Origin of the sequence: Paenibacillus plantarum, assembly GCF_013141695.1 — a bacterium.
Classification (GTDB): Bacteria; Bacillota; Bacilli; order Paenibacillales; family NBRC-103111; genus Paenibacillus_E; species Paenibacillus_E plantarum.
Window position 1 is genome coordinate 1 of record NZ_WHNY01000079.1, and the last position, 25,956, is coordinate 25,956.

22 protein-coding genes and 1 pseudogene are annotated in these 25,956 nt (G+C 41.3%); 13 read left to right on the plus strand and 10 right to left on the minus strand.

The window, feature by feature from the left end; genetic code table 11:
• Both GC096_RS32795 and GC096_RS32800 read left to right on the plus strand, forming a co-directional pair.
• A partial coding sequence (locus GC096_RS32795; protein WP_171636381.1) for a CPBP family intramembrane glutamic endopeptidase occupies nucleotides 1-487 on the plus strand: 487 nt, incomplete at its 5' end.
• Nucleotides 488-1,103: 616 nt separating this feature from the next.
• A complete protein-coding gene (locus tag GC096_RS32800; protein ID WP_171636383.1) occupies nucleotides 1,104-1,886 on the plus strand; it encodes a class I SAM-dependent methyltransferase in 783 nt (260 codons plus the stop codon).
• A 124-nt stretch (nucleotides 1,887-2,010) separates the two neighbouring features.
• Here the strand turns inward: GC096_RS32800 and GC096_RS32805 are convergent, their stop codons facing one another.
• The gene (locus GC096_RS32805) at nucleotides 2,011-2,562 is read right to left on the minus strand and encodes a TetR/AcrR family transcriptional regulator (protein ID WP_171636385.1); all 552 of its coding nucleotides are present in this window, start codon (nucleotides 2,560-2,562) and stop codon (nucleotides 2,011-2,013) included.
• Nucleotides 2,563-2,710: 148 nt separating this feature from the next.
• On the opposite strand from GC096_RS32805, the gene GC096_RS32810 reads away from it, so the two are divergent.
• Nucleotides 2,711-3,634 carry a ketopantoate reductase family protein gene (locus GC096_RS32810; RefSeq protein WP_171636387.1) on the plus strand — a complete coding sequence of 308 codons (924 nt, stop codon included), beginning with the start codon at nucleotides 2,711-2,713 and terminating at the stop codon, nucleotides 3,632-3,634.
• Between the two features lie 974 nt (nucleotides 3,635-4,608).
• Here GC096_RS32810 and GC096_RS32815 read toward each other — a convergent pair.
• A complete protein-coding gene (locus GC096_RS32815) occupies nucleotides 4,609-6,912 on the minus strand; it encodes a helix-turn-helix domain-containing protein (protein WP_171636389.1) in 2,304 nt (767 codons plus the stop codon).
• Between the two features lie 263 nt (nucleotides 6,913-7,175).
• Here GC096_RS32815 and GC096_RS32820 point away from each other — a divergent pair, with 263 nt between their 5' ends.
• From GC096_RS32820 to GC096_RS32840, 5 genes are all read left to right on the plus strand, one after another.
• On the plus strand, nucleotides 7,176-8,174 hold the full coding sequence (locus tag GC096_RS32820) for an ABC transporter permease (protein WP_171636391.1): 999 nt from the start codon (nucleotides 7,176-7,178) through the stop codon (nucleotides 8,172-8,174).
• A gap of 14 nt (nucleotides 8,175-8,188) precedes the next feature.
• On the plus strand, nucleotides 8,189-9,064 hold the full coding sequence (locus GC096_RS32825; RefSeq protein ID WP_171636393.1) for a carbohydrate ABC transporter permease: 876 nt from the start codon (nucleotides 8,189-8,191) through the stop codon (nucleotides 9,062-9,064).
• 57 nt (nucleotides 9,065-9,121) lie between these two features.
• On the plus strand, nucleotides 9,122-10,708 hold the full coding sequence (locus GC096_RS32830) for an ABC transporter substrate-binding protein (RefSeq protein ID WP_171636395.1): 1,587 nt from the start codon (nucleotides 9,122-9,124) through the stop codon (nucleotides 10,706-10,708).
• Between the two features lie 158 nt (nucleotides 10,709-10,866).
• Nucleotides 10,867-15,681 carry a heparin/heparin-sulfate lyase HepB gene (gene hepB / locus GC096_RS32835; RefSeq protein ID WP_171636397.1) on the plus strand — a complete coding sequence of 1,605 codons (4,815 nt, stop codon included), beginning with the start codon at nucleotides 10,867-10,869 and terminating at the stop codon, nucleotides 15,679-15,681.
• 34 nt (nucleotides 15,682-15,715) lie between these two features.
• The gene (locus tag GC096_RS32840; RefSeq protein WP_171636399.1) at nucleotides 15,716-16,732 is read left to right on the plus strand and encodes a M14 family zinc carboxypeptidase; all 1,017 of its coding nucleotides are present in this window, start codon (nucleotides 15,716-15,718) and stop codon (nucleotides 16,730-16,732) included.
• A 20-nt stretch (nucleotides 16,733-16,752) separates the two neighbouring features.
• On the opposite strand, the gene GC096_RS32845 is transcribed toward GC096_RS32840, so the two are convergent.
• On the minus strand, nucleotides 16,753-17,142 hold the full coding sequence (locus GC096_RS32845; RefSeq protein ID WP_171636401.1) for an alpha-L-rhamnosidase-related protein: 390 nt from the start codon (nucleotides 17,140-17,142) through the stop codon (nucleotides 16,753-16,755).
• 28 nt (nucleotides 17,143-17,170) lie between these two features.
• Between GC096_RS32845 and GC096_RS32850 the strand changes: the two genes are divergently transcribed.
• On the plus strand, nucleotides 17,171-17,785 hold the full coding sequence (locus GC096_RS32850; protein ID WP_171636403.1) for a hypothetical protein: 615 nt from the start codon (nucleotides 17,171-17,173) through the stop codon (nucleotides 17,783-17,785).
• Between the two features lie 114 nt (nucleotides 17,786-17,899).
• Nucleotides 17,900-18,118, plus strand: coding sequence for a hypothetical protein (locus GC096_RS32855; RefSeq protein WP_171636405.1), 219 nt, complete (start codon nucleotides 17,900-17,902; stop codon nucleotides 18,116-18,118).
• A gap of 59 nt (nucleotides 18,119-18,177) precedes the next feature.
• Here GC096_RS32855 and GC096_RS32860 read toward each other — a convergent pair whose 3' ends face one another.
• From GC096_RS32860 to GC096_RS32870, 3 genes are all read right to left on the minus strand, one after another.
• Entirely contained in the window at nucleotides 18,178-18,999 is an 822-nt protein-coding gene (locus tag GC096_RS32860; RefSeq protein WP_171636407.1) for an AraC family transcriptional regulator, read from the minus strand.
• A gap of 157 nt (nucleotides 19,000-19,156) precedes the next feature.
• Nucleotides 19,157-20,239: a Gfo/Idh/MocA family protein gene (locus GC096_RS32865; protein ID WP_171636449.1), complete on the minus strand. Its 1,083-nt coding sequence runs from the start codon at nucleotides 20,237-20,239 to the stop codon at nucleotides 19,157-19,159.
• Nucleotide 20,240: 1 nt separating this feature from the next.
• Entirely contained in the window at nucleotides 20,241-21,011 is a 771-nt protein-coding gene (locus tag GC096_RS32870) for a sugar phosphate isomerase/epimerase family protein (protein WP_171636409.1), read from the minus strand.
• A gap of 339 nt (nucleotides 21,012-21,350) precedes the next feature.
• Between GC096_RS32870 and GC096_RS32875 the strand changes: the two genes are divergently transcribed.
• The 3 genes from GC096_RS32875 to GC096_RS32885 all read left to right on the plus strand — a co-directional run bounded on the left by GC096_RS32875 (nucleotide 21,351) and on the right by GC096_RS32885 (nucleotide 23,949).
• Complete coding sequence (locus tag GC096_RS32875; protein WP_171636411.1) at nucleotides 21,351-21,497, plus strand: hypothetical protein; 147 nt, start codon at nucleotides 21,351-21,353, stop codon at nucleotides 21,495-21,497.
• Between the two features lie 705 nt (nucleotides 21,498-22,202).
• Complete coding sequence (locus GC096_RS32880) at nucleotides 22,203-22,838, plus strand: DUF3221 domain-containing protein (RefSeq protein WP_376769544.1); 636 nt, start codon at nucleotides 22,203-22,205, stop codon at nucleotides 22,836-22,838.
• A 484-nt stretch (nucleotides 22,839-23,322) separates the two neighbouring features.
• Complete coding sequence (locus GC096_RS32885; RefSeq protein WP_171636415.1) at nucleotides 23,323-23,949, plus strand: hypothetical protein; 627 nt, start codon at nucleotides 23,323-23,325, stop codon at nucleotides 23,947-23,949.
• Nucleotides 23,950-24,052: 103 nt separating this feature from the next.
• On the opposite strand, the gene GC096_RS32890 is transcribed toward GC096_RS32885, so the two are convergent.
• The 4 genes and pseudogenes from GC096_RS32890 to GC096_RS32905 all read right to left on the minus strand — a co-directional run.
• Nucleotides 24,053-24,598, minus strand: coding sequence for an NADPH-dependent FMN reductase (locus GC096_RS32890; RefSeq protein ID WP_171636417.1), 546 nt, complete (start codon nucleotides 24,596-24,598; stop codon nucleotides 24,053-24,055).
• Between the two features lie 360 nt (nucleotides 24,599-24,958).
• Nucleotides 24,959-25,162, minus strand: a complete 204-nt coding sequence (locus GC096_RS32895) for a hypothetical protein (RefSeq protein WP_171636419.1) — start codon at nucleotides 25,160-25,162, stop codon at nucleotides 24,959-24,961.
• Nucleotides 25,163-25,270: 108 nt separating this feature from the next.
• Nucleotides 25,271-25,555, minus strand: coding sequence for a hypothetical protein (locus GC096_RS32900; RefSeq protein ID WP_171636421.1), 285 nt, complete (start codon nucleotides 25,553-25,555; stop codon nucleotides 25,271-25,273).
• Nucleotides 25,545-25,844: pseudogene (locus GC096_RS32905) on the minus strand (IS3 family transposase); the annotation flags it as partial. The pseudogene GC096_RS32905 and the gene GC096_RS32900, both read right to left, overlap by 11 nt.
• Nucleotides 25,845-25,956: the final 112 nt, after the last annotated feature.

Consider the following 25,956-nt stretch of genomic DNA (forward strand, 5'->3'; position numbering starts at 1 on the left):
TGTTAATTGGTCAGTCGTAGTAAAAAAACAGGGGAGAGATTATAAAGATATAGGTTTTGAATTTCGGAAATCTGATGTATTACATGGAATCCTTCTCTTCTTTGGAATCTATATTATATATATAATTGCACTTGCAATCTCTCCGAATTTTGGACAGACACCAAAAAATATCGATTTTTTAAAAACAAATGTATCAATTTTCTACTTACTATTTATCATTATTAATCCTTTTTTTGAAGAACTAATTGTTAGAGCATATGCCATAACAGAAGCGAAGTATTTGCTTAAAAATGAAGAAATTTCAGTGCTAATAAGTACAGTGATACAAACATCATATCATCTATATCAGGGATTAATCCCTGCCTTGTATGCAGGAATAATGTTCTTTGCTTTTTCAATATATTTTGTGAAGAGTATGAGGATTATCCCTGTTATTATAGTACACTTACTTTTTGACTTCATAACAATGTTAGAGTTGAGTAAATAATAGGCTACATTCTTAAATACTGAGAACGACAAAGCAAATAAAATAGTAAGCAATTGTGTGTGCTAAGGTTGAAGACATAAATAAATTACGAACCTGTATTTTAAATTAAACTATCGTAAGAACTTTAGTTCAATAGTAAAGTGTAATCTAAGACTATATTTTCGAGTCCTAGTCAGTTGTTGTTTCATTTTCAGGGTTAGTCTAATACTTAATTTTATCCATCACTTACGTAAACAAGAAGATATACGTAAAATCAAACGCGCGTTAGATAATTTCCTGTAACTACTTACGAATGGATGTAATTTGATATGGCACGTACCAAAACAGTTACGAGTGACAATAATTTATGCTTAGGCAGTTTAGAACAGGAGCCACAGAGTTAAAATCACAAATGAAGCAGAAGCAGTTTCTTTAACGTGTAATGTATCAAGCAGAATCGGGAGTCCATTAGTCACATTATTGTAAAGTTGTGAATGAATTTAGATATGTTCTCGAATCCATGAAGTAAACGGGATAGTTGAAAAGATCGTTGGTTTGTATGGAACTATGTGGTAAAATATAGGTGTATTATTTCGAAACTCAGTTTCACGCAATGAAACTTTGAGGAGGGATTTAAATGCCTATTAACTTCCACGAAGACAAAAACAGAATGACCTATACAACAAGAGATGCCGATGAATCCTGGACTTCTCTAATCGAAAAAAATGTTGATGTTATTGGTAGTCAAGTTGTTGATATCGGTTGCGGCGGCGGCATTTACACAAAATCCTTTTTAAGTATGGGTGCATCACAGGTGACGGGCGTAGACTTTTCTGAAGAGATGTTAAAAGGTGCTTCACAGAACTGTATGGATTGCAATAACGTTTTGTTTGTTCAAGGAGATGCTTATGATACGAAACTTCCTGAGGGTGGATACGATATAATTTTAGAGAGAGCATTAATTCACCATCTAGTTGACTTGAATAGGTGTTTTAAAGAAGCAAATCGCATTTTGAAAAATAACGGTATTTTAATAGTTCAAGATAGGACAGCTAAGGATTGCTTAATGCCAGGAGACGAGAGCCATCTTAGAGGTTATTTTTTTGAGAAGTATCCTAGATTAGTTCATAAAGAAATTAATCGCCGACATGAATCTAATAATGTGCGACATGCACTCGAATCTAATGGATTTAGACTACTTAGTGAGAATCAGATATGGGAAACTAGACGAAAATACAATGATGTTGAATCTTTACATCAAGACCTTCAAGAAAGAACTGGTCGTTCAATTTTGCATGAGTTAACTGATCATGAACTTAATGAGCTATTATTGTATATTGAAAGTAAAATTGATGGAACACAACTTCCGATAATTGAAAAAGACTCTTGGACGGTGTGGTTTGCTGTCAAAATAAGTTAAGCTAACACTAGAAAGCACAATAAACAGGAACAGATTGCCGCGGCAGCTGCTCCTTATGTGTAAACAAGCTTATGCGCGCTTTTTTATTGTTATACAACATATGGATTTGGTTTGAATGACAGACTCATTCTTTAAAATAGGGCGTAATCCCTCTTGAATATAGGTTCTCCACTAACTTGAAAAATTCTCCTGATGATACATCCTGTTGACGCTGGAGCCAAAGACGAAATAGAGAAAGGGAAGTTGTCAGGTAAAACTCAATGAAGTATGGCGTTAAGGAATGGTTTTGTGGAACGTTTAATTCTAATTGATCCAAAGTGATTTCATTTTTTAAGCGTTTTAAAAAACGGGCACTTCCATAATCACCCAAAAGGGCATTAAGAACCAGAAGATGTTCTCTTTTGTCCAGACAATAGAGCGTATCTTGAACCGTATGCATCGATAGCTCTTTATTCGCCATTTCTTTTTTCATGTCATTCAATAAGTCATTTTCAACAGTGTCTAACAATTCGTAAATATCAGTAAAGTATTGATAAAAGGTGCTGCGGTTATATCCTGACTTATTCGCAATTTCCTGAACCGAAATTTTCTCAATCGGCTTTTGGCTATATAACTCACAAAAAATTTCTACAAACTTTTGTCTTGTTTTCTCCGTTATCTCGGGTTGCTTTTGCATGTTTCCCTCCTACTAGCGAATAAGAATATCATCCGACAAATCATAATAAACTGATGGTTGATCAAGGGGAAATGAAGAATTATAATCACATCATACAACATGTTGTCTGATTATCAAAAGGGAATGCTAATAAGTAGGGGTGGTTTTAATGTCAGCAAAACAAGATCGAATTTTAATTTTTGGTGCAGGTGTCATCGGCAGCATGTACGCAATTAAGCTTATTGAAGCAGGGTTTGACGTTAGCTTGTTTGCACATTCTAATAGATTTAAATCATTAAGAGAAAATGGCCTGCAATATATAGAAAAAGGTACAGTTAGATCGATACAAGTGAATGTCATTGATACGCTCGAAAATGACGATGTATACGATTTTATTTTCGTTACCGTTCGTTATGATCGGTCCGAATCAGCGTTGTTAGCGCTAAAAGATAATCAAAGCAAACATATAGTTACGATGACTAGTAATTCAATTGGATTTTCTTCGTGGCTGGATATCGTAGGGGATAGACTTTTACCAGCTTTTCCCGGCTTCGGCGGACAGATTAAAGATGGCGTATTGCATGCTCGATTTCTACCAAAGTTTATAGCGGCAACTGCATTTGGAGAAATTAATGGTGTAGTGACAGAACGCATAGAAAACCTCGCAAAATTATTTAAAACAGCAAAGCTTCCCTACGTTATTAAAAAGGATATACAAGCGTATCTAATCACACATTCCGTATCAGACATTGCCTTGTTGAGCGTTTTGCATGCTGAGAATAAGATAATTGACAAAAAAACAGCCAGAACCAGAAAGACGGCACGCAAAATAACAGTCACTTTAAAAGCGAATCTAAGGGCAATACAAAAAGCAGGCGTTTCAATTGATCCACCCATGCTTAAATTGGTGCTTAAATTTCCAAACTTATTATTGGATCTTTTCTTTATGACATGGCTACGAACTAAAATGGTTAGGGATATGCTGTTGCCGGATTATGCGAATAATGCGAACAATGAGATTGTGCAGCTGAGTAATGATTTAACGAAATTTTTAAGTCAAAATGATATCAAATCGGAAATACATGTTCACTAAGAATTTAATAATGGTGAAGGATGGAGAGAGTCCCTTGCAATAGGCTTTGCGTTTGGAAAATTCAACTGAATTAGTCATGAAGGGATTAAGTTAATAATGAGAATTAACAAATATATATTTTTAATTTGTTCATTAATTATTTCAATCTTAATTAGTTACTTTTATAGTGCATATTTTTTTGAGTTGTTTACAGACGAGGAATATGTTGAGTCACTGAACTTGCCATCAGATGGCGATAGTCTTGGCATACCTATAGCTGGAGCATTAATAGTGAGTTTTTTCTTTGCAATAATTCATTTATTTCTACATATCATTTTTTTTATTTTTACGATAATAGATCGAAGAAAAGAATTCCTTTTTCATTTAATTGAAAGTAAGAAGTGGATTAATATATTAAGGATTCTTAATATACTAATTCTAGTAGGAATTTTAGTTTCTTATTTGTTGTCATTCAGAAAACTGTATTTGAATGAACTCATGTTTAACTTAACACTTATAATATCGATTACTTTTTATATAGAATGGATAATATTCATTTCTCAGAGAAAAACCATCCAATAGATGTCATGTTACTTTTGTTGAGCTATTAGGTTGGTTATTTATTTCTTCAAAGAAGGATATCCCCATTCCAGAGCATATCCGCTTTGACGGATTCGGAAGCCATAAAAGTAATGGAGTCTCTCTATGAAGATAATCGGTTAGCTGAAAGATTTAAGTGTCGGTTGTCAAGAAAATTGTCCGAATGAAGTCCGCGTAAACCCGCGGACTTTTCGTATTATCAGGTTAACCAGAAATTCTGGTTGGCCTTTTTTAAGCTCGGTATAAGATGGCGATAGCCGGGAGAACGAGCGGCTTTTAGGAGAAAAACCCCGGACAAAAAACTGTTCTCCCACTGCCATCCAATAACCATGTTTGAAGTGGTAGAGACCCCGATCCGCCAAAATGGCGGCTGTTTTATTTTATCGGAACAACTTCTAGTCATTGCAGGAATCGAGGGTATTATCAACAGAAGTGTTAGATCCCAAAGTAGCTTTTTGCCGGTAATCGTTCGGTGTTACCCCATTTGTTTTCTTAAACACTTTGAAGAAATAAGGGCTGCTGGCAAAGCCGACTTGCTCCGCAATGTCGTTGATGGAGGCGTTGGAATAGGTCAGTAATTCCTTGGCTTTGTCGATGCGTACCTCAAGGATATAATCCGGAATCGATTTGGCCGTCATTTTCTTGAATAGCCTTCCCAAATAGGCTGGAGACATGCCAACGGTATCGGCCACACTTACAAGGGATAAGTTTGGATCCATGTATTGTTCCTGTACGAGTGAGATGACATTGAATGAAAGCTCTTCATAACGTGATTTTTTCTTGACTTCCGGATCAGATATCAACTGTTCGTACAGATGGAAAAAGTTTTTTTCAATCTCGTCCAATGTCTCCAATTGATTAATTAGGGTAACAAATGGACTATTCTTGATGTCGGGAATGTGGCTGCCATTTATTCTCATGGTATCGAGACATCTACTGAATGAGAAAGCCAGATGAGTAAGGGTTAGTTGAATGGTCGGGTAGTTATTGGTTGATACGGCTTGGTTGATGATGTCCGCATAGCGCATCTTCGCTTCCTCTATTTTGCCGGATAGCAAGGCTTCTGAGAAGACCTGCCCTTTTTGAGAGGGATACATGAAATGGTCGGATGTATCTTCGCCTAGCGTCTCGACATCGATGATGCTTTGGTGACCATACACAAGTCTATACTGAGAAGCCTGCACCGTTTCTTGGTATACCTCATGGATGCCATCACTCCAATGGAAACGGGCAGAGATGGTGGCAGTCAAGGTGAGATGGAGATAAGACTGTACAGATGTTTGCACCTGACGGATCAGCTCATACAGGGTTTGATCACAGGCTTCTCGGTCGTCATTGTCTATATTCAATACGATGACTAACTGATCGTTCTCCATATCAACAGCTTCTGGGGGATAATGTTCCGCAATGAGTTCAGAAGCGATATTCATCATAGAAAATTTGAGTAGCCTGCGGTCCGTATAAGGATAGTCAGAACAAAACGAGACATAATGGTCGATTTGTAATAAGAGAAGTACCAAGGGCCGATCCATTCGCAGGTCAATATGAAGCTTCGTAAAATGTTTGGACAGGTTGTTGGCATTTCCTTCTGTGTCCCTTAGCAAATTTCGCAAAAACTCCTGCTTATCCTGATGAAAACGATCTCTTTTCTCGATTTGAAGCACATTCAAGTTCGTTAATGCGGTATGAATTGGCCTATACAGCCTTCGAGAAAGTACATAGGAAATCGCCATCCCCACCAAGAGAATCACAATCCCGATCAGCAGAGTCAACTGCTTCATCCGATCAATTTTGGCGATGATGCGTTCGTACGGAATCGTACGGATAAACGTCCAGTCCAGTGCATCGTTGGAGACATAAATGACCAGTGACTTCACGCCGTCCACATTGTCCACGAAATAACCGGATTGCTGATCGGACTGACGAATCTGCTGAATATAAGTTTGGTCGGTTATATCGCTAAACATGGGCATCTGCTGGTTGCTGATAATCAAATGACCCTTCGCATTAATGATGAAAGTATTACTTGGCGCTCCAGCATCCAACGCCTGAATCGTATCGCGCATCCACTGCTCGGAGATATTTAGAACTACGACACTGTCTAGCTTCTCACTGTTCCCAGGTAGATCGTGAAACAAATAGGTATACACACTGACCATCTTTGTTTCACCACCGGCAGATCTTTCTGGAATTAAGCGAGGAATGGGGCTGAACTCTTTATAGCTTCGAAAATTTTGGATGAGAGACAAAGCTTCTTTATCAATGAATGTCGTTTTGCTTTGAACAGTTTCGTCGATAACCGGGGAAGTAATATAAAATGTTTCCGATTGATCATTATAAATGTAGATAGAGTGAATAAATGGTGTGATGTACCGATACGTGTGTAATTTGTCTAAAGCGCTATTATTCTCAACCGGATTGCGGGAAGGGTAATACAACAGCTGTGCAATGGCTGGGTCGGAATACACGAGGAGGGCAAGTGTCTGGGCAGAGTCATTCATAAACTTAACGCTGAAGCTCGCTTGGGACAGGCTCGTTTTCTCCGAATCGTTAATATGAGAGAAGATGACCTTAACAAAATTCATATATAGGATCAATGAAACAACAAAAAGAGTAACGACAATAGAGACGACAAGTGATAAAAGCAGCTTGGCGTAAAAACGATTAGTGTTAGTGGAAGCTGTTTGTTCCGTTATCATGTCCGTACCTCCACCTATCCAATAAGTTGATCTAAGTGGAACCATTATAAGCAACCGAACGGGATGCACACAACCTTTTTATTACCTGTTTATCAAATTTACAGTTATGTACGATTTTTAGAGTGGTTTTTTCATTGAAAATAGAGCGGCACACACCGATTTGCAGTTTTTTTGAGAGAAAGAAACCGTTACAGTGTTGTTAGGTAAGACGGCAGGCATATACCGTTGACTTACAAAAGAATATGAAGGAGGAAGCAGCTTATATGAATGCAGTTGGTACCGAACCGGCTTCTAACAGGCTCCCAGATATTGAAACCGGAAGGGGAAGTATTGCACCCAAACCAAAGAATAGAGGACTTCTATATGAAATGAAAAAAAACAAAGTATTGTTTCTGATGCTGTTACCGGCCGTCATTTGGTTTATCGTCTTTGCTTATTTTCCAATGACAGGACTTGTACTAGCTTTCAAAAACTACAATTACACGGACGGTATTTTCAATAGCCCGTGGGTTGGGTTTGATAATTTCAAGTTTTTGTTCGTTTCTGGGGCGATTTATCGGATAACAACCAACACCATTGTATACAATTTTGTTTTCATTGGGTTAGGCACGGTAACTCAGATTGCAGCAGCTGTCTTTTTGAGTGAAATGACGGGGAAATACTTTAAAAAATTGAGCCAATCGCTGATGTTCCTGCCTTACTTTATCTCCTATGTATTGCTTGGCGCTTTCGTGTACAATATATTCAACTTCGAATTTGGCTCTCTAAATACGTTGTTGAAAACGTTTAACCTAGCGCCTATGGATGCTTATGGCACGCCTTGGATTTGGAAATATATCATTAGCTGTTTCTATTTATGGAAATGGATCGGCTACGGATCTATCATATATCTAGCAGCAATCATGAGCATCAATAGTGAGTATTATGAAGCGGGGCGTATGGACGGAGCAACAGTCTTCCAAGAAATTCGCTACATTACGCTGCCACTTATTATGCCTACTGTAGTCATCCTGTTCTTGTTCAACATCGGTTCGCTTTTACGAGGGCAATTTGATCTCTTTTATCAATTGATTGGTGATAACGGAAATTTGTTTGAAGCTACGGATATTATTGACACTTACGTCTTCCGGGCATTAACACGAAGCTTCGATATTGGCATGGGATCGGCAGTCGGATTTTATCAGTCGGTATTCGGACTCCTGCTCGTTGTCACTGTCAATTACATCATTAAAAAAATCAACAGCGATTATGCGTTGTTTTAACGGAGGGAGTACGCATGACTAAAGACAGAATTGCTTTTCAAGCGATAGGGTATTTGTTTATCGGCGTGGTGGCCATCTTGTGCCTGATTCCCTTCTTGTTGCTGATATCCGCTTCGATTACCGAGAATGAGTCCATTTTCAAGGATGGTTACAGGTTAATTCCATCCAAATTCTCATTGGAGGCGTATCAAGTCATTTTCAAAGCGCCAATGGACATGCTTCGAGCTTACAGCGTAACGATCCAACTGACACTACTTGGGACGATTACCGGTTTATTCGTCACATCCATGACGGCGTACGTTCTTCAGCGGTATGATTTCAAATATCGGAATCACTTTGCCTTTTTCTTCTATTTTACAACACTGTTCAGTGGGGGATTAATTCCAGCTTATATCCTGGTCGTCCGATATTTGCAGTTGAAGGATCACTTCCTTTCTTTATTACTGCCGGGGCTGCTCAGCGCTTGGCTGATCTTCCTGATGAGGAACTTTATAAAGACGATTCCAGATGCAATTATCGAGTCAGCCAAGATGGATGGGGCAGGCGATTTTAAGATATTCATCCGGCTTATTTTGCCGCTAGCAACTCCGGGACTAGCTACAATTGGACTGTTCATTGCGCTTAATTATTGGAACGATTGGTTTCACGCGATGTTATATATCGAAGATCGGAAGCTCTTTCCGCTGCAATATTTCTTGTACAACATGCTGAATAAAGCAAAGTTTGCAGAAACGGTTGTTTCCGAAGCGTCCATCGTCTTGCCAGAAGTGCCAACGGAGTCGCTCAAAATGGCTATGGCGGTTGTGGCGACAGGGCCCATTGTATTCCTCTATCCATTCGTTCAGAAATATTTTGTAAAAGGGCTGACGATTGGCGCGATCAAAGGCTAAATCCGCTAAAGCGGTTGGCATATAGTTTCAATTCATTTTAAACGGGAGGCATAATCAATGAGAAGAACAAAGCACTTCAGCTCGGCCGCAGTACTGCTTAGCCTTACACTTGCCATCACTGTGTTTACAGGTTGCTCGACGACAACCACAAGCAAACAAACGACCGAAAGCCCAAAACCAGTGGAAGGTCAGAAGGCCACCGAGACAGTAGTGACAAAGCCTGAGAAGGAAGTTGAACTCACGATGTACCTGCTTGGTGATCCGCCAAAAGATCTAGAACCGGTCATGAAGGAAGTGAACAAAAAGCTAAAAAACGATATTAACGCTACACTGAAAATCAACTATATTTCATGGGGTGACCAGAATACGAAATATCCGCTCTTACTTGCTTCTGGTGAGAAGTTTGATCTCATTTATACGTCGAATTGGGCCTTTTTCCAACAAGAGGCACCAAAAGGAGCGTTTATGGCGCTTGATGACTTATTACCTAAGTATGCGCCAAAAACACTGAAGGAAACCCCAGCTGTGGCGTGGGAGCAATCGAAAGTTAATGGGAAAATTTATATGACCCCGCAAACAGACAGCGTGCCAGGCGGACAAGGGATTATGATCCGTGAAGACTTACGAAAGAAGTATAATGTTCCACCGATTAAAACGTTGGACGATCTAGGTGTCTATCTCGAAGCGGTTAAGAAAAACGAGCCTGATATGATTCCATATAACATAGGCGGCGTCGACAAAAATAACATTACCTACTGGGCGTTTAAGGAAAGCAAGGAGAATTGGCTGGGTGTCGGCGGAACAGGTACTATTCCATTTTTCTATGATAACGACCATCCCGATAAGCTGTTAACCCTGTATGAGACTCCTGGATTTAACAAGTTTGCGGATCGAATGAAGGATTGGTCATCCAAGGGCTATTGGTCTAAGAGTGTGCTGTCGAATCAGACCAATGCAAAGGACTCTTTCATCAATGGTAAAAGTGTGGTTGCCTACATGAACCTAATGAATGCGAAAGATGAATATAAGAAGATCATGGATAAGCATCCGGATTGGGAACTAGATTGGATTATCTATGGAGGTATGGACAAACCGATTGCAAGAAGCTCTTATATCGTCGATGGGATGGCGATTAATGCCAAAGCGGCAAATCCTGAACGCGCACTCATGCTTCTTGAATTGCTGCGTAACAATCAGGAGTATTACGACTTAACGATGTACGGGATCAAAGGTAAAAACTATGAATTAACGCCAGAGGGCAGATTAACATTGCCTGCAGGGCTGAGTGCTGTGGATAACGGTCTTGCACCAGAAGCATTGGGTGGATGGGGATGGAGAGTTAAGCAATTCGTAAGAGAAGCCGATCAAGTATGGCCCAAATATGTCGACACCAAGAAGAAGTTGGAAGGCAAATTATACGATGCGAAGCTAACCAATTTCATACTTGATACTTCACCGTTCAAAGCCGAGTTGGCTGCTGTACAGAGTGTTGTCAAACAGTATGGAGAACCGATTAATTTTGGTTTAGTTGATCCACAGACGGCATTACCGTTGCTCAACCAGAAATTAAAAGAAGCAGGTTTGGAAAAAATTCGTGAAGAAATGGCCAAACAGGTTGCGCAATATTTGGCTACAAATAAGTAATCATTTAGATAAGAAAGGTTATCCTGGGATGCCTAGAGAGGTATCCTACGGATAACTGTTAGATCCTGTGTCGGTAAGAAGAGAGAAGCCATGCTCCAAGAGAAAGGGTGAGTGGAATGGTCAGCTGCTTGACTAGAAACAATCTAAGATGGATCTCGATGGTATTATGCTTGACTATGCTCGGCGGTTTTCTTATCGGATTCATGCCCCAACGGGCTGAGGCGGCGGTAGTCACGCTACCTATCAATGATATGTTCGACACGGAACAGACAGGTGCAGCACCTGCAGGATATCTAGTTTCTGGTTCCAGTGGCAGCGCTCTCATTGTTGATCCAGCTGGAAATGGGAACAAAAGCATCGAGCTCAAGGATGCCGATTCGGGCAGTGCCGGTGTCACGATTACGAAATCGTTCACTCCCATATCAAGCGGGAAACTCGTATTTGAAACCAAATATCAATTTAAAAAGGATGCAACGAATACATTTAATGTGTTGAACTTCAATCTGAATGGAAAGGTGGGGACTAATACTTCATCGAAGCCGGTTGTTTCTTTCTCGATACTGAACAATGGAGCTACCCGGTACACAATTCAAGCGGATCCTTTTGTCGGACAGTTTATTCCTAGTGCGTCTGCAGCTATCACGGATAACAGTTGGTATACGATGAAAGTAGTACTGGATATGAATGCTGGCACTTATGACGTTCACATGACAAGTGATCAGTTGGATGTAACTCATGTTTCCTATTTAAGCAATGGAATTACGAGAGAGGGTCCTAATACTGTTGCGATGCTTGGTAAAAGTTTAATTACAGCGGGTATTTCGAGTATTGATCAATTCTCGTTCGCTACAGGGGCTAATTCTGGTTCCTATTATATCGATGATATCACCGTCAAGACTTTACTAAGCGTGAAGGGCAAAGTGACGAATACGGCGGGTGAGGCACTTGGTTTGACACCAGTGAGCTTGTATGCGGCTGCTGATACAACATTTGCTACGCCGCTTGCAAGCATGTCAACCTTACCTGATGGTACTTATTCACTTATTGTACCAAGCAGCGGCGCTTATGTCGTAAAGGCTAATAAAGCAGGTTACTTGAGCGTAGTAGTACCCATAACGGTTACGGACAACGATGTGTCTAACGCGGATTTTCATCTAGCAGTGGATGCTTCAGATCCGTTATACGCAATAAGCGGGAAAGTGAAAGCAGCAGAGATTGATGTGAAGTTTCTTCCTGGTGCGGTACTGAATGTCTATGCGGAAGGGGATACCTCTTATCTTGTTTCTCTCGGAACAGCAGTTACGGCAGCGGATGGGAGCTTCACCATTAATAACCGTTTGGTAGGTAACCGATATATCGTTCGAGCCACATTAGGGGGATATATGACAACCAATTACCCCTTGGCTTTGTTCGAGTCTGACGCGGTGAATGCCGATATTCGTATGCCTGCTGCTGTCACAGCAACAGCGCAGACAATTCCGACGCCACCGCCTGAACATCCGCGCCTTTATGTCAGACAGGGCGATATTCCTGCCCTGCAGCAGAAAATAGCCGTTGGGGGACCGATGAATGCTGTATGGAATAAGGTGATTGCGACGAGTGAAAGTGCTTCCTATTTAGGCACATCCAGCGGTACAACAGATGAGATCGAGTCATACAGCTTCCCGAGTGTTAACAATGCGCGCTATGTCAAAATCGTGGGGTATGGCAGCAGTTCGGGCAGCCTCTGGAATTCCATCGTTGAAACGGAAATATATCCTACCGTTTCTGGGAGCGTACATAATAAATTGGCCGTACAAAGTGTGGTTGCTAGCAGCGGTGACGCTGATAAGACGATCGACGGCAACATGGCTCCGGAGTCGAGATGGTCGGCGGAGGGATCAGGGGAGTGGCTGAAATATGATCTTGGCTCCATTCAGCCTGTTGGATCCGTAGGGCTCGCATGGTATTCAGGTCATACAAGAAAGTCATACTTTGACATTTATGTATCTTCTGATAATGTCTCGTGGACAAAGATCGAATTGGGTCTTACCGTACCAGAGGGGACAGTCGAACCTCTAGGGACGAAATCGATGAACTATTCCATTGCTGTTCGTAAAGCGATTGATGCGAACGCCTTGATCTATTTATTGGAAGGTGATCCGCAGCGGGGCAGAAGGGCCATCACGATGCTTCTGAATAATTTGAACTCAATTCAGTTTACGGATCCTGGTCAGTATACACAAATTGGCGACACGATTAACGCAGCTGCTATGGTGTATGATTGGTGCTTCGATTTGTTAACGGAAGCAGAGAAAACCACGATCATTAACCGAATAGAATTTATTGCATCCCAAACGGAACTCGGATATCCAGTTTTCAACCAGGGTGCGATTGTTAGTCACGGTAGCGGCAATCAACTATTAAAATATTTGCTTGCAGGTGGAGTGGCCATCTATGATGAGAAACCGAATATGTATCAGCATTCCGCGCTTCGGTTTTTCCAGGAGCATGTGCCAGCGAATGATTTTATCTCCATGGCCGATATGAACACTCAAGGTGATTCCTACGGTCAAACCAGAATGGAAGCGGAGCTGTGGGCACGTACGATTTTCAAGGGAATGGGGATTGAGAATGTTTACAATGAGCAGCAAGGAGGAGCCAGACTTTATCGTGCCCTCTATGAAAGGCGTCCAGATGGACAATTAATGCGTTCGGGGGATTCCTTCTCAGCGACCTATACAGCTAGAGATACGTACTGGAAGTATGCGCCTACGATCATGCTGGGGGCCTCTTATTATAGAGATCCTTATCTGCAAAACGAATTTTTGCGTCAATACCAACCTGGCACGATCGATCCTGTTAGTGAGATTTTATTTGTTGATATGAATCTGCCTACGCAGTCTGATCAGCAGTTACCGCTCACGAAGTATTTTGGGTTTCCCATTGGCACTATGATGGCTCGTACAGGTTGGGACACTGGAGCAACCATCAATAAAACTTCACCTGCGGTGATAGCGGAGATGAAGGTCGGCGGGTACATGTTTAATAATCATCAACATCAGGATATGGGGAATTTCAACATTTATTATAAGGGTAGTCTCGCGCTACATAGCGGCATTTACGAAGGGGATGCCAACGGGAGCGAAAGCGGCTACGGCAAATATTATGACAGAAATTACAATAAACAAGCAATCGCTAATAATACGATGTTAGTCTATGATCCGAATGAAACAAAAACTTGGATGGGAGCAGTTGTAGCTAACGATGGAGGACAACGCAGAGCGAACAATGGATATGATGCGTTGAAGCTGGAGGAACTAGTTGGAAAAGACGCTTATATGGGTAAGGTGCTTGGTCACGAATTTGGTCCTGATGTACTTACTCCGAATTTCAGTTATCTCAAAGGTGATTTAACAGCTGCTTATACGGCGAAAGTAAAGCAATCTATGCGTTCCTTCGTTTTCCTGAATTTAAAAAATAGTCAGCATCCAGCAGCGATGATCGTGTATGACAAAGTGGCCGCCTCTAATCCGAATTTCAAAAAATATTGGTTGCTGCACAGTATGGAGGAGCCAGTAGTAAACGGTAATACAACAACCATTATACGCGGTGAAAATGGATATAACTCTAAATTAGTTAATGAAACACTTCTGCCTATAGCAGGTAATACCAACATCGAGAAGGTCGGAGGCCCAGGGCACGAATTTGAAGTGTTTGGCACGAACTATCCTGAATCAAGATCAGGACCGGCAGCAACTAATTCCATTGAAGCAGGCGCATGGCGCGTACAGATTTCACCGAATGCACCGACACAAACAGATTATTTCCTCAATGTTATGCAGGTCATGGACAACAATGGCACACAGCCGCTCGTTACGCAGAAGCTTGATATGGAGCGGATGGTTGGCGCGAAAGTCGCAGACAATGCGGTATTCTTCAGCAAGACCGGCAATCGCCTTGACGGCAGCGTAACGCTTTCGGTGTACGGAACAGAAACCACTATGCAATATGTGGTCACTGATCTTGTGTCTGGAACGTGGAAAATAAGTCGTAATGGCGTTGACACCGTTGGAACAGTAAGTGAAGAGGGGGGTGTCCTCTACTTTAACGGAACTGTGGGAACCTATACACTTACTTATATGGGTAGTACAGGTGTACCTGCACCTACAGCCACATTAACCGGAGTCACTAGTGTCATGTCTGGTCAGTCATTTGATGTGACCTATGGATTGAGCCAGGTTACACAAAGCGTATATGCACAGGATGTAACCTTGCAGTATGATGCCACTCAATATGAATTCCTTTCCGTGGAGTCTCTCCAAAGCGGGCTTTCGATTGTAGAGCAAACTAAGACACCGGGCCAAGTGAGAATCATTGCGGCAAGTACGGGGGCGGCAAATGCGGTAATGGGTACGGCTGATCTGCTGAAGCTGCACTTCAAGGCCAAAGAAGTAACGCAAACCGTGACAGGCTCCGTTTACTTGACCAACGTAGTTGTCTCGGATGGAAAAGGTATCGAAACGATTGTGAACAACGCTGCCGCTCATCAGGTTCAAATTACCTTTGTGGAGAAAGCGGCCTTACAAGCGCTGCTTATGAGCAGCCAAGCTTTACATAATTCGGCTGTAGAGGGAGCGGGAGTAGGCAAGTATCCGGCTGGTGCGAAAGCCATTCTACAAGCGGCTATCGATAGCGCGCAAGCAGTAGCCAATCAATCTGCAGCTACCCAATTGCAAGTCGATCAAGCCCTCACGCAGTTACAGACGGCGGTACAAACTTTTACAGTTTCAGTGAATGTAGATATTACAGGCGACCTGAATGGCGATGGTAAAGTCAGTATTGGTGATCTAGGTATCGTTGCCGCACATTATGGAAGCACGGCTGCTGATCCTAACTGGCACCTATACAAACAAGCGGATATCAACAATGACGGCATCATCAACTTTGCTGACCTTGCAGCTGTTGCTAGTCTGATATTGGCTATAGCATGAATTTAAGTAGACTTAGGGTAGGAGTGGGTTCAGGTTGGTTGCATCATTTTGGAAAAGTAGGTTGGCAGAGATCAAGGAATACCTAACGAATGTCACCTTGGGTAACACCCGAGTACTTGCATCCTCGGCGGGTGGAAGAGACATTTATATGGTGGAATATGGAGAGAAGGAAGACTTTGGCCGGAGGGCTAATTACAGTTCAGCTACTGGTGCGGGGAATTCGGAGCATTATGCACGTAAAGGTGAAGATAGCAAACCTGTGCTGCTCCTTGTCGGAGGGATACACGGCGGGGAATTGGAAGGTATTGTCGCTGTCATGAATTTGATTCATCTGCTGGAAACCGGTACGGATTATCGGGGGAAACGGCATGATTATATCTATGGAAATGCCCATCGATTCCGGCTTCTCCTCATCCCTTGCATGAATCCTGATGGAAGGGCACGGCTGCCAGTTGATACGATGATCGATGTAAGTTATGAGAAATTCGTTTACTATATGCAGGGGACGTGGAAAGACGGCACCTTATGCGCGTGGCCAGACTGTAAGGCGGTTCATCCGATTAAGGATCATGCAGATTATCTGGGTTCCTATTTTAATGATGATGGTGTCAACCTGATGCACGACAACTTTTTTGTCCCTATGGCTCTAGAAACGAGTGCACTGCTTGGTCTGGCTGACCAAGAGGCTGCTGATTTCACAATTTTGCTTCATGGTGGAGCTAATTATGAAAATCATTTTTACGAAATTCACTATCTCCCCTATGTCGTTATGCAAAAACAGCAGGCGTTCAACCATAGTCTTGTTGGTGCATATGCGAAGCAAGAGCTTCCGTTTGCGGAACGGAATCAAATGGTCGTGGATGAAGGGATATTTCCTTATCCTTCGATTAATCTCACTTCTGCGATCCACCATGTTTGCGGAGGCATGAGTATGACCTTTGAATCCAATATGGGACTGGATGCTCCTGGCATTAAATTGACGGCAGATGAGATTTTGGATAGCCACTTCGTGTTGTTTGAAGAAATGTTTCGGTTTAACTTGAAAGGATGAGAAGCAATAAGGGCACCCAATTAGGGTGCCCTTATCTTCAATAGGTGAAACGATATGTTCCTGATCCTAAAGTCAGCATACATGCATTCCAGGAAGGCTTCCGCCCAGATCAGTCCTTGGCCTGGCAGCGGTTTAATGTGAAAATGCTTGTACCCTGGCGCATCTTCATCAACATTAATACCGGCAACACAGCGATACAACCATTCGCCAACAGCGCCATAAGCATAATGATTAAATGAATTCATATCCGTGCTCCAGAAGCTTCCGTCCTCCTTGATGCCGTCCCAATGCTCCCAAATCGAGGTAGCTCCTTTGGTAACCTGGTACAGCCAAGACGGATAATCCGTTTGAAACAAAAGCTTGTAAGCCGCTTCCGTATGACCTGTTTGGCTTAACACGAGATTCAACATAGTTACAGAAGCTTATTTAGGTGACGACTTGATTACCTTCTCCAATAGCTCCAAATTGTTAATTGAGGGAAATAACTTTAGTAAAGCAAGGCATACGGTGTTGAATTTCTCTTACGCAGACACGAATTATAATACGGTAAGCGATGTTGTCGTACGAAACAATGTATTAAACAGCCAGTGGAGCCGAAATTTCGAAATCTTCCCCAACAATAGAATTCTGCTGGAAGGCAATGTGTTTTCCGAACAAAGGTATGGGTCTGGAAATGCATCATCCAGGGACTCCATCCATGCCGATGGGGCAATTTTCCGTTACAATCGTTTCATTCGTAATTATAGTGGAGGAACTTTAGGCAGCGCTCCGTATGCAGCTAACATGTCGTTCCAAAATTCAGTCTTTTATAATAACATATTTGCAGAGAACGAAATGTTTGTTTATTTGTTTGGCGGAAATGGCGTGTTCACGATCAAAAACAATTTCTTTAAGAACAACATTTTTTATAACAATGATAACAATGCGTCGAACACGAATCTCCGATATTTCGAAAGAACATTTAACGATGACGGTTCCAGAACACTCAGCTTTATTAAAAACAACTTCTGGCACGGTCAAGGAGTGACCAATCCCACCAACGACAACAGATGATGCACCGGCGGGCTGGGTCAATCAAAACACTACAGTAAACTTGAGTGTAACGAAGGGAACGTCTGTTGTAGCCGCTACGCACCTATAGTTCCAACGTTTGAAGCTGATATTTCATTGCCAAACAATACGATAATTACGATCATTTATCCAACCGATGCAGAAGCGAAGGAATACAAAGTGGGCGCTAACGGTGCATGGACTGTTTACGTAGCTCCTGTGACAGTTTCTGTAAATGAAACGGTGTACGCAAGAGGAACGGATGTCGCAGGAAATGTATCCGATGTCTCAAGCTATACGGTGAACAGCATTGACACAATAAACTTGACGAAATAGTTAAATTTAAAAGATCGCTTCTTAACTTGTTGCTTTTCGGCAAGTGTAGAGCGATCTTTCTATTGTTCTATGCTGAGGTTCGAACGTTTCTGTTGTTCTTCTCGATATTGCCGGGGGGATAGTCCAAAATGCATGCGAAATTGCCGGTGGAAGTAAGTATAGCTATTAAAACCGCTTGACTTAGCGACATAATCAAGCGACATTGCGCTGAAGCGAATACGTTCGCACGCAACAGCAAGGCGGACTTCAATGGCATAACTCATAATGGATTGACCAAAATTGATTTTGAACAAATTTACAGCTCTAGAGACGCTAATTCCCGCATGCTTGGCGATTCGCTCCAAGGTGAGAGCCTCTGTCGCATGCTGATCGATGAATTTTTTTATTTGATAGGCGATGTAGGACGGACTTAATGTTTTTCCAATGCAAGCGGTTTCATGCAAGCGCTGTAAAGTCAAGCAAAAGACACGCATTAAATAATCGGTCAATTCATCGATGGTGCCATTCCTCCGTAACGTTTCCTTCGCCAACTGTTTCCACAGTTTCAGCAGATCATCGTCAAGCGGTATGGTTGACTTTTGAGGAGGGGTGAAATTGTCCCACCATTGGTCAATCCATGTTCCATTGCAAATCACATAGTAATCGATGCTGTTGTTTTTCAGAATAAGCTCGTACTTATCACCAGGACGAAACATAAGCAGATCTCCAGGCTCAATTACAACATATTCGTTATCAATCAGCGCCTCACAGTAACCGCTAGTTTGCAACCTAATGATGTATGTATTTAGAAACTCACAAGGATTCCTATGGCGCTTCTTATGGTGTGCCATGGCTACATCAATCGATTCAGTTCGCAATTTTTCCTCGCGCCCATGCATCATCAGCTTTCTCCTTTGTCTGCGCAAATCGTTCATGCTTTGTGTATATTTCATAATTATACAAACTTTCCTGACAATTGTACGCACAAATTTCTTTAAACAACTGTGGCCGCCCTTGAACAACAGGGCGGCTAGTGCTTGCGCTTAGCGCTTCATGAGGCTATTCGAAATAAATGGCTTTGCCAGTCTGCGAAGACGCATAGATGGCTTCTAAGATTTGCGTGACAACCAACGCTTGCTCCGGTTTTACCAACGGTTCGGTATCATGAAGGATGCATTCGAGCCACAACCGCGCTTCCAAGTCGCTTGAACTCTCTTCTTTGCCTTCAAAAAAAGCGACGCCTCCCGCGCTCAAATCGATGGTGGTCGTAGTCATTCTGCCCAGCTTTTCGCTGTTAATGCGGAGTCCGTCACGCATGTCCGCACCGCCTTCCGTACCGCAAAGCGTCGTTTTGGCCTCTAACGTGTCAAGTGAGTTAAGCGCCCAGCTGGATTCGAGGATAACGGTCGCACCGTTCTGCATCGTGATGAAGCCGAAAGCGGAATCCTCCACCGTAAACTTTTCCGGATCCCACGGTCCCCAGACATTTGCCGCGTTTTCTTTACGGCTAAGCTTGTGGTAGGCCTTGCCCAAAACACATTTCGGTGCATAATTGTTCATCATCCGAAGCGTTAAATCCAACGCATGGCTGCCGATATCAATGAGAGGGCCACCCCCCTGTTTCTCTTGATCCAGAAAGACACCCCAGGTTGGAACAGCGCGTCTGCGAATCGCATGAGCCTTGGCAAAATAGATCTCGCCGAGCTCGCCGTTATCGCAAATTTGCTGCAAATACCGGCTGTCTGGCCGAAAATTATTCTGATAGCCAATCGAGAGCTTTTTGCCGGTGCGCTTGGCAGCATCCACCATGGCTTGTGCTTCGGCAGCTGTTTTTGCCATCGGCTTCTCACACATGACATGCTTGCCTGACTCAAGGGCCGCAATCGAGATTTCCGCATGCGAGTCGTTCGGCGTACATACATAGACCACATCGATGTCGACATTTGCAAGGGCTTCTCTATAATCGTAAAAAGCCTTTGCATCAGTTGAACCGTATGCTGCCGCTGCTTTTTCTGCTTTTTCAACAATAATATCGCAGAAGGCGACCAGTTCCAGTTCCTTCAGCTTGGAAAGTGAAGGGAAGTATTTCTCGAACGCAATTCCCCCACAACCAATAATTGCCCCTTTAAGTTTTTTCGCCATCTTAAGTGACCTCCATAAACTTATCATTTTGGCTTAGCCAATTCCTACTGATCTGTACACTTTCTAACGCAGGCAAGTCACAATCGTCTTGTTCGACGATGAGCCATTCGGTTCCCGCCTTTGCTGCCGCCATCATGATGGCGGGTAAATTCATTTCGCCGTGCCCCAGTTCTAACGTTTGATAAGTGCCATCGGCGAACTTGCGAATGTCCTTCAAATGAATTAATGGTACACGTCCGGCATATTTTTCGAGGTAAGCAATAGGGTCGCAGCCAGCTTTATGTACCCAACAAACGTCGAGCTCACTCTTTATATACGTTGGGGATGTACTTCCAAAAAAGGCATCAAACCAAATCTGATCCCCATAAGCTTCGGTGAATTCAACATAGTGATTATGAAAGCCAAATTCGATGCCATGTCTTCTAAACTGCTCGCTGCACTTGTTAAAAAAAGCAACAGTATCGGGAAGTGCCTGTCGTTGTTCTTGATTGATTCCTGGACAGACGACATAACGGCTCCCTATAGCGACATTCATAGCAATCTCTTCTTCTAGATGGTTTCGCAGCCGCTCCATGTTTACATGACTGCCAATGGCTTGTAGTGACAGATTGTTCAGCAGCTTCTTTAACTGTTCAGGGCTAAAATCGTAATACCCTGCAAACTCCACGCCCTCATAACCCATCTCGGCCACTTTGTGCAAAGTCGTTGTGGCGTCTTGGTTCATTTCATCTCGAAGTGTGTACAATTGCAGACCTATTCCCATTTTCTTCATGAAAAGACACCTCTCATTTCATACAAATCGTTCATTCCTGATCTATTATATGACGAAAGTTTTCGCCGTTAAATGAATGATGTCATAGAAACATGAACAATATGATTAAGTTTTCAACGTGTAATTTATGAATAATCCTGTTTTAACTAATAACCTCCTCATGATTTGTTCGTAAATCGTTAATGTAAAATAATGGTATATATATTCATGGAATTGTACAAAAGAAACATGGAAAAGGGAAAGTAATTGCTAAATTTAGAGGTAATTTTAGAAGGGAATCCAAATGCCGCAGGATAAGCAAAATGTGTAAGTGGACAATTTCAAACAAGGAGTGTAGGGATGAACGGAATAGAAGCACGGATTCATTCGTTAAAACAGTATGTGCCAGAGTTAACGGCACCAATCGATTTGGAAGCTTTTTGGGAAGATAACGAGAAGTACAATTATTACAAGCTTCGTAAAAGCTCATCGGAATTAATGGCGTAGCTCACTAAGCTAACGCGAACGATACTAAAATAGGGATCTCCGGCTGCCAGCAGTCTGTCGATCCATCGGGGATTCGAAAGAGCTCATTACGATAACGCAGAACGATAGTTCAACATTCAAAGGGATGCCGCGTGGCAACCCTTTGAATGTTGAATGGGCAGTTAAGCAACAAAATAAGGAAGTAATAGTTGCGTAGAGAAATAAGAGGAACGCATAATTATGACAGCAAAATTACTTGAGCTACTTGTATGTCTTATGTTGGGTTTACGGGAATATTGATGAGTGGGAATGGCATTCATATTCAAGAAAGTGGAGTTCAAATTATACTTGGATGCATTCTTTGGATCTTAATTTTTTGCTTATTATAAAAGGAAATATTCACAAGTATTTCAAAGATTTTACTTTGATGGATGGTCTTCAACCAAGGCAGGCTATTTCTAGAAAGATTTAACTAACATGAGGTAACGATAAGTGGAACAGCGGATGCCAATGCATCCGTTTTTTGTTCGCTGAGCTAACGGGCAGTAGAGAGTTGTTATTTGAAAGGTAAACGTGTGTATGAATTAAAATGGAAATTTTCACTATTTGTTACATCTAAATTACTAAGACTTAAAAAAGGAGTGAAGAGTTCTGAAGAAGTTTATTCTTGGTTTAATCTTTGGTATAGGTTTAACCGCAACAATTGGTGTTTATGCTTCCGATTCAATTCAGGCATATTTATTTCCTGTTAAATTTGTATTTAATGGAGTTAACAAAGAGATAGACAATAGCGAATACACAGCGTTGAACCACCAAGGTCATGCTTATGTACCTGTTCGATTTATAGCAGAAAATATGGATGCAACAGTGAGATATCAAGAACAGTCAAAAACAATCTTTATTGATCAAAATCATGACATTGGAATTCCTAGTATTCAAGGATACATTACTAAAGTAGAGAACAATAGAATTCTTGTTGTAAGTTCCAAACCCAAAAATTATAGTTCTACTGGTGGAGTTAAAGAATTTTACGATGCAGTATGGGTTTCAAATGTACCTAATGAAGTTAAAGTTGGTCAACAGGTGCAAGTTTGGTTTCAAGGTGGGGTTCTTACTTCATATCCTGGTCAGGCTAGGAGTGCTAAGATATCCTTCATAACAAGTGAAAAACCTATAAATGCCACATTATTGGAAGAGCAGGTTGTCGAACAGGCAATAAATACGCAGGCTTACGCTGATATTACGATATTTGTAATCAAAGAAGTTAAGTATGATGAAAGTGCGGATAAATGGCAAATTCGATTCAAAAATGGAAAGTTAAATACTGAAGAACAGGAACAAATAATTGAAATTCCTGATTAGAAAGCAACTCCTTTTTTCATTCAAGAAACGAAAGTTTAGTCAAAATGGTCTAATTGAAAAAAGTTATTGAATATACAAGTCTGATTGATTAGTTTAATTAAACCCCGGGAGTAAATCTCCACGTGACAACTGCTCTCTTTTTGCATCAAATTTACTGTATTCATAAAATGTAACGAGTAATAAAACGAAGGATAATAAAATTAAGACTATTTTTAATTTAATCTTGTATAACTTACTCCTTTTATCCATCTCAGAACGCATATTAACAAGTTTTTCAATTATGTTCAAGAATCAAATAAAGCCAATCCAAGTTCTCAACTAACGGATAACGTTACTTGAAACGGCTGCCACGAAGTAGCCGTTATTACCTTAACGGGAAGAACTTTTGAGCAACTATTACTTATTAGGAAAATGTAGGAAGGATAAAGTCTATAGTTCTAGAACTATTGTTGCATAAGGAAATAAGTCTTTAAGGAGAGTTGAAATGACAGTAGTTGGTATACTAGGCACAATGTACGGGATAGAGGGATATAATTGTACCTTAGATCATTATGCTAATCTAATCACAGAGTTTCAGCCAGATGTCATTTGTGGTGAAGTGCATCCGAGCACATGGAATACTTATTTATCTGACAGATTCAAACGACTGTTTTGGGGCGAAGCAGAAAGTATATATTATGATTGGATATTCACTTACTGTGAAGAAAATAAAGTAGTATTTTCACCAGTCGATTGGTTCGAGTTAGATGTATGGAATGATTTCGATCCATTTATTAAATTCGAGGGAGAACATAGAGTCGAACTTCAGGCTGAATTAGAGCAATGGTTTGATAAACAAAAAATAGTATGGAATGTTACACCAATACCATTTAATTCGAAACAGTATGACGAAATTACAAGACAAAAGTATCAATGGTTGTACGAGCTGAACCCAATTTCGCAAAACTTCAGATGGATTTGTAGAAATCAAATTATGGTACAAAGAATCAAAAATACAATAAATAAACATCAAGGTAAACGAATTTTATGTATTGCAGGAGCAGATCACAATTATTGCTTTCATGATGGATTAAAAGAAATGGATATGGAAGTTAGATACCCATTAAAATAATGCTCCAAGATACTATCATTCCGCTAAACGCAGAACGCTAGTTGAACAAACAGCCGGTCTAATAAGACCGGCTACAGATTTGCGATAAAGAAGAAGGTGACCCTTAGTTTGCACAAGCCACTGCAAGCCCTTCTAGCACTGATCGTAAACCCTGCTCTGTGCTAGAATCAGTGATATTGCCATCTTTATTAAGTTTTAAGTTAATATGGGAAATCATCATCGTTCCCCCCTCAACAATTTTAGCATTGATCATGTTCAGCGTAAGCAGAATGGAAGCATGCGCCTTGTCACCTCCCAAAGGTGTGGGAGACGCGCTGATTACTGATGTCGGTTTATTCATAAACTCACCTGAAGATACTAGCCAGTCTAGGGCGTTTTTCAACACCCCAGGTACTCCATTCCCATACTCCGGTGTACATATTAGAACGGCATCCGATTCGTTAAGTTGTGTACGCAGTTCTGTGACCGATTCAGGTCCATCGTCGACGTCAATATCGGGGTTAAAATGAGGTAGATCGCCCAACCCGCCGTACACAGTAAAATCCATATTATCTGGGGCTAAAGCTATGATGGCGTGCATAAGGGCTGTATTAGAAGATTTTTGGCGAAGACTTCCCGAAATAGCTACAATTTTTATTCTGTTTTCCATCCCAAATCATCCCGTTTCCTTAGTTATTTCACATATTTTACATTGTACAATCATAAAATTCAATGAAGCACGAAAGCAGTTTTATCTTATAAAATTTCATCGAGACAATTGAAAACGCCAAGTTCTTCTCATAACAGAAGGAGAGCTTGGCGCTTCTTTAATTTTGAGCTACGTCTTGCCATATATTAAACTTGTTTCCGTCTAAATCCTTGAATTTGAACTGCAACCCACAACTATTATGGTCAACCAGCGGTTCAACTTCTGACCCGTCTTCACGAAGTCTCTTGTGAAGTTCGAATCACTACCCAGTTGATACGGGCGGAAATAATGCTCAAAATCGCCAACTGCAATAATGCATAACTAAATCTGAGGAATATGTTCTCGGAGTATCTTGAATCTTAATCTATAGGTTTGCCCTTCAACGAAACTTGGTAAATTATCGTTACCTTGTTTGACCCAAATATATGTTTGTCCCTCTGACTCAAAGTATCCATTAAAGTATTTACCAGTATCGATATCGAACCCGTGATGATCCCTGATGTAATTTACGCTTAATTCCTTCATAGTATATTCCTCCTGCCGCGGACACACTCGATTAACTCTATTGTTCAAGCCCAAGTGACTTAAGTACAACGCAAAGGATTGTAATATGTCCGTATTGGTCTACAACGATTAAGTCATCGGTGTAAGTAAAAGATAAGCATGAATATTTTTAGCGGCAATATCTCGTGAATAGATGGTGTAGCTGTCAAATAATACGCATTCTCCACTCAGATTTATATTAATTTTCGCACTCTTTACGGCAGTGTACTCATTAATTTGATCGTTAGGAAGAGGGGGGGAATTTGATCCATTAATACTAATTCCCGCACCCATTCTTTTACCTTCAAAAGAAGGAATAGAATAAACTGGTACCCATGTACTGGACACTTTGAAAAAAAGAATGTTAAGCTGCACTTAAGAGATGATTCCTGAACTGAACAGGAGTCATATTTTTTAATCCCCACTGTTATCGATAATGATTATAGTAACGAATGTAGCGGTTAATTTCCCGTTGAACCTCGGTAAAATTTGTACATTGTTGGTTCTTAATATGATCTTTCATATGTCCAAAGAAAGACTTTTGCGGGGCGTTGTCCCAGAGCAGTTGCCACGTCGTGACATCGACTGCCCAAGGCCCTTGCTCTTCAACAATTTCTGGTAGGTGGGGCTCGCTCGTATAATGGGCCCGTTGATCGGAGTGAACGCGGAGGTTATAAATGAAGAGACAAATAAAAAGTAAAGTTATTGTCGTATTAATATTAATTACTTGTTGTATCCCCTTTCTATTATTTTGGTGGTTTTATTTTATAATTAAT

Excerpts from the sequence above, each read along its gene's own strand:
- GC096_RS32865 (WP_171636449.1), bottom strand. The coding sequence starts at position 20,239 with ATGGCGAAAAAACTTAAAGGGGCAATTATTGGTTGTGGGGGAATTGCG.
- GC096_RS32825 (WP_171636393.1), top strand. The coding sequence starts at position 8,189 with ATGACTAAAGACAGAATTGCTTTTCAAGCGATAGGGTATTTGTTTATC.
- GC096_RS32810 (WP_171636387.1), top strand. The coding sequence starts at position 2,711 with ATGTCAGCAAAACAAGATCGAATTTTAATTTTTGGTGCAGGTGTCATC.
- GC096_RS32875 (WP_171636411.1), top strand. The coding sequence starts at position 21,351 with ATGAACGGAATAGAAGCACGGATTCATTCGTTAAAACAGTATGTGCCA.
- GC096_RS32845 (WP_171636401.1), bottom strand. The coding sequence starts at position 17,142 with ATGTTGAATCTCGTGTTAAGCCAAACAGGTCATACGGAAGCGGCTTAC.
- GC096_RS32815 (WP_171636389.1), bottom strand. The coding sequence starts at position 6,912 with ATGATAACGGAACAAACAGCTTCCACTAACACTAATCGTTTTTACGCC.
- GC096_RS32800 (WP_171636383.1), top strand. The coding sequence starts at position 1,104 with ATGCCTATTAACTTCCACGAAGACAAAAACAGAATGACCTATACAACA.
- GC096_RS32895 (WP_171636419.1), bottom strand. The coding sequence starts at position 25,162 with ATGAAGGAATTAAGCGTAAATTACATCAGGGATCATCACGGGTTCGAT.
- GC096_RS32860 (WP_171636407.1), bottom strand. The coding sequence starts at position 18,999 with ATGATGCATGGGCGCGAGGAAAAATTGCGAACTGAATCGATTGATGTA.
- GC096_RS32820 (WP_171636391.1), top strand. The coding sequence starts at position 7,176 with ATGAATGCAGTTGGTACCGAACCGGCTTCTAACAGGCTCCCAGATATT.
- GC096_RS32805 (WP_171636385.1), bottom strand. The coding sequence starts at position 2,562 with ATGCAAAAGCAACCCGAGATAACGGAGAAAACAAGACAAAAGTTTGTA.
- hepB (WP_171636397.1), top strand. The coding sequence starts at position 10,867 with ATGGTATTATGCTTGACTATGCTCGGCGGTTTTCTTATCGGATTCATG.
- GC096_RS32885 (WP_171636415.1), top strand. The coding sequence starts at position 23,323 with ATGACAGTAGTTGGTATACTAGGCACAATGTACGGGATAGAGGGATAT.
- GC096_RS32830 (WP_171636395.1), top strand. The coding sequence starts at position 9,122 with ATGAGAAGAACAAAGCACTTCAGCTCGGCCGCAGTACTGCTTAGCCTT.
- GC096_RS32890 (WP_171636417.1), bottom strand. The coding sequence starts at position 24,598 with ATGGAAAACAGAATAAAAATTGTAGCTATTTCGGGAAGTCTTCGCCAA.
- GC096_RS32870 (WP_171636409.1), bottom strand. The coding sequence starts at position 21,011 with ATGAAGAAAATGGGAATAGGTCTGCAATTGTACACACTTCGAGATGAA.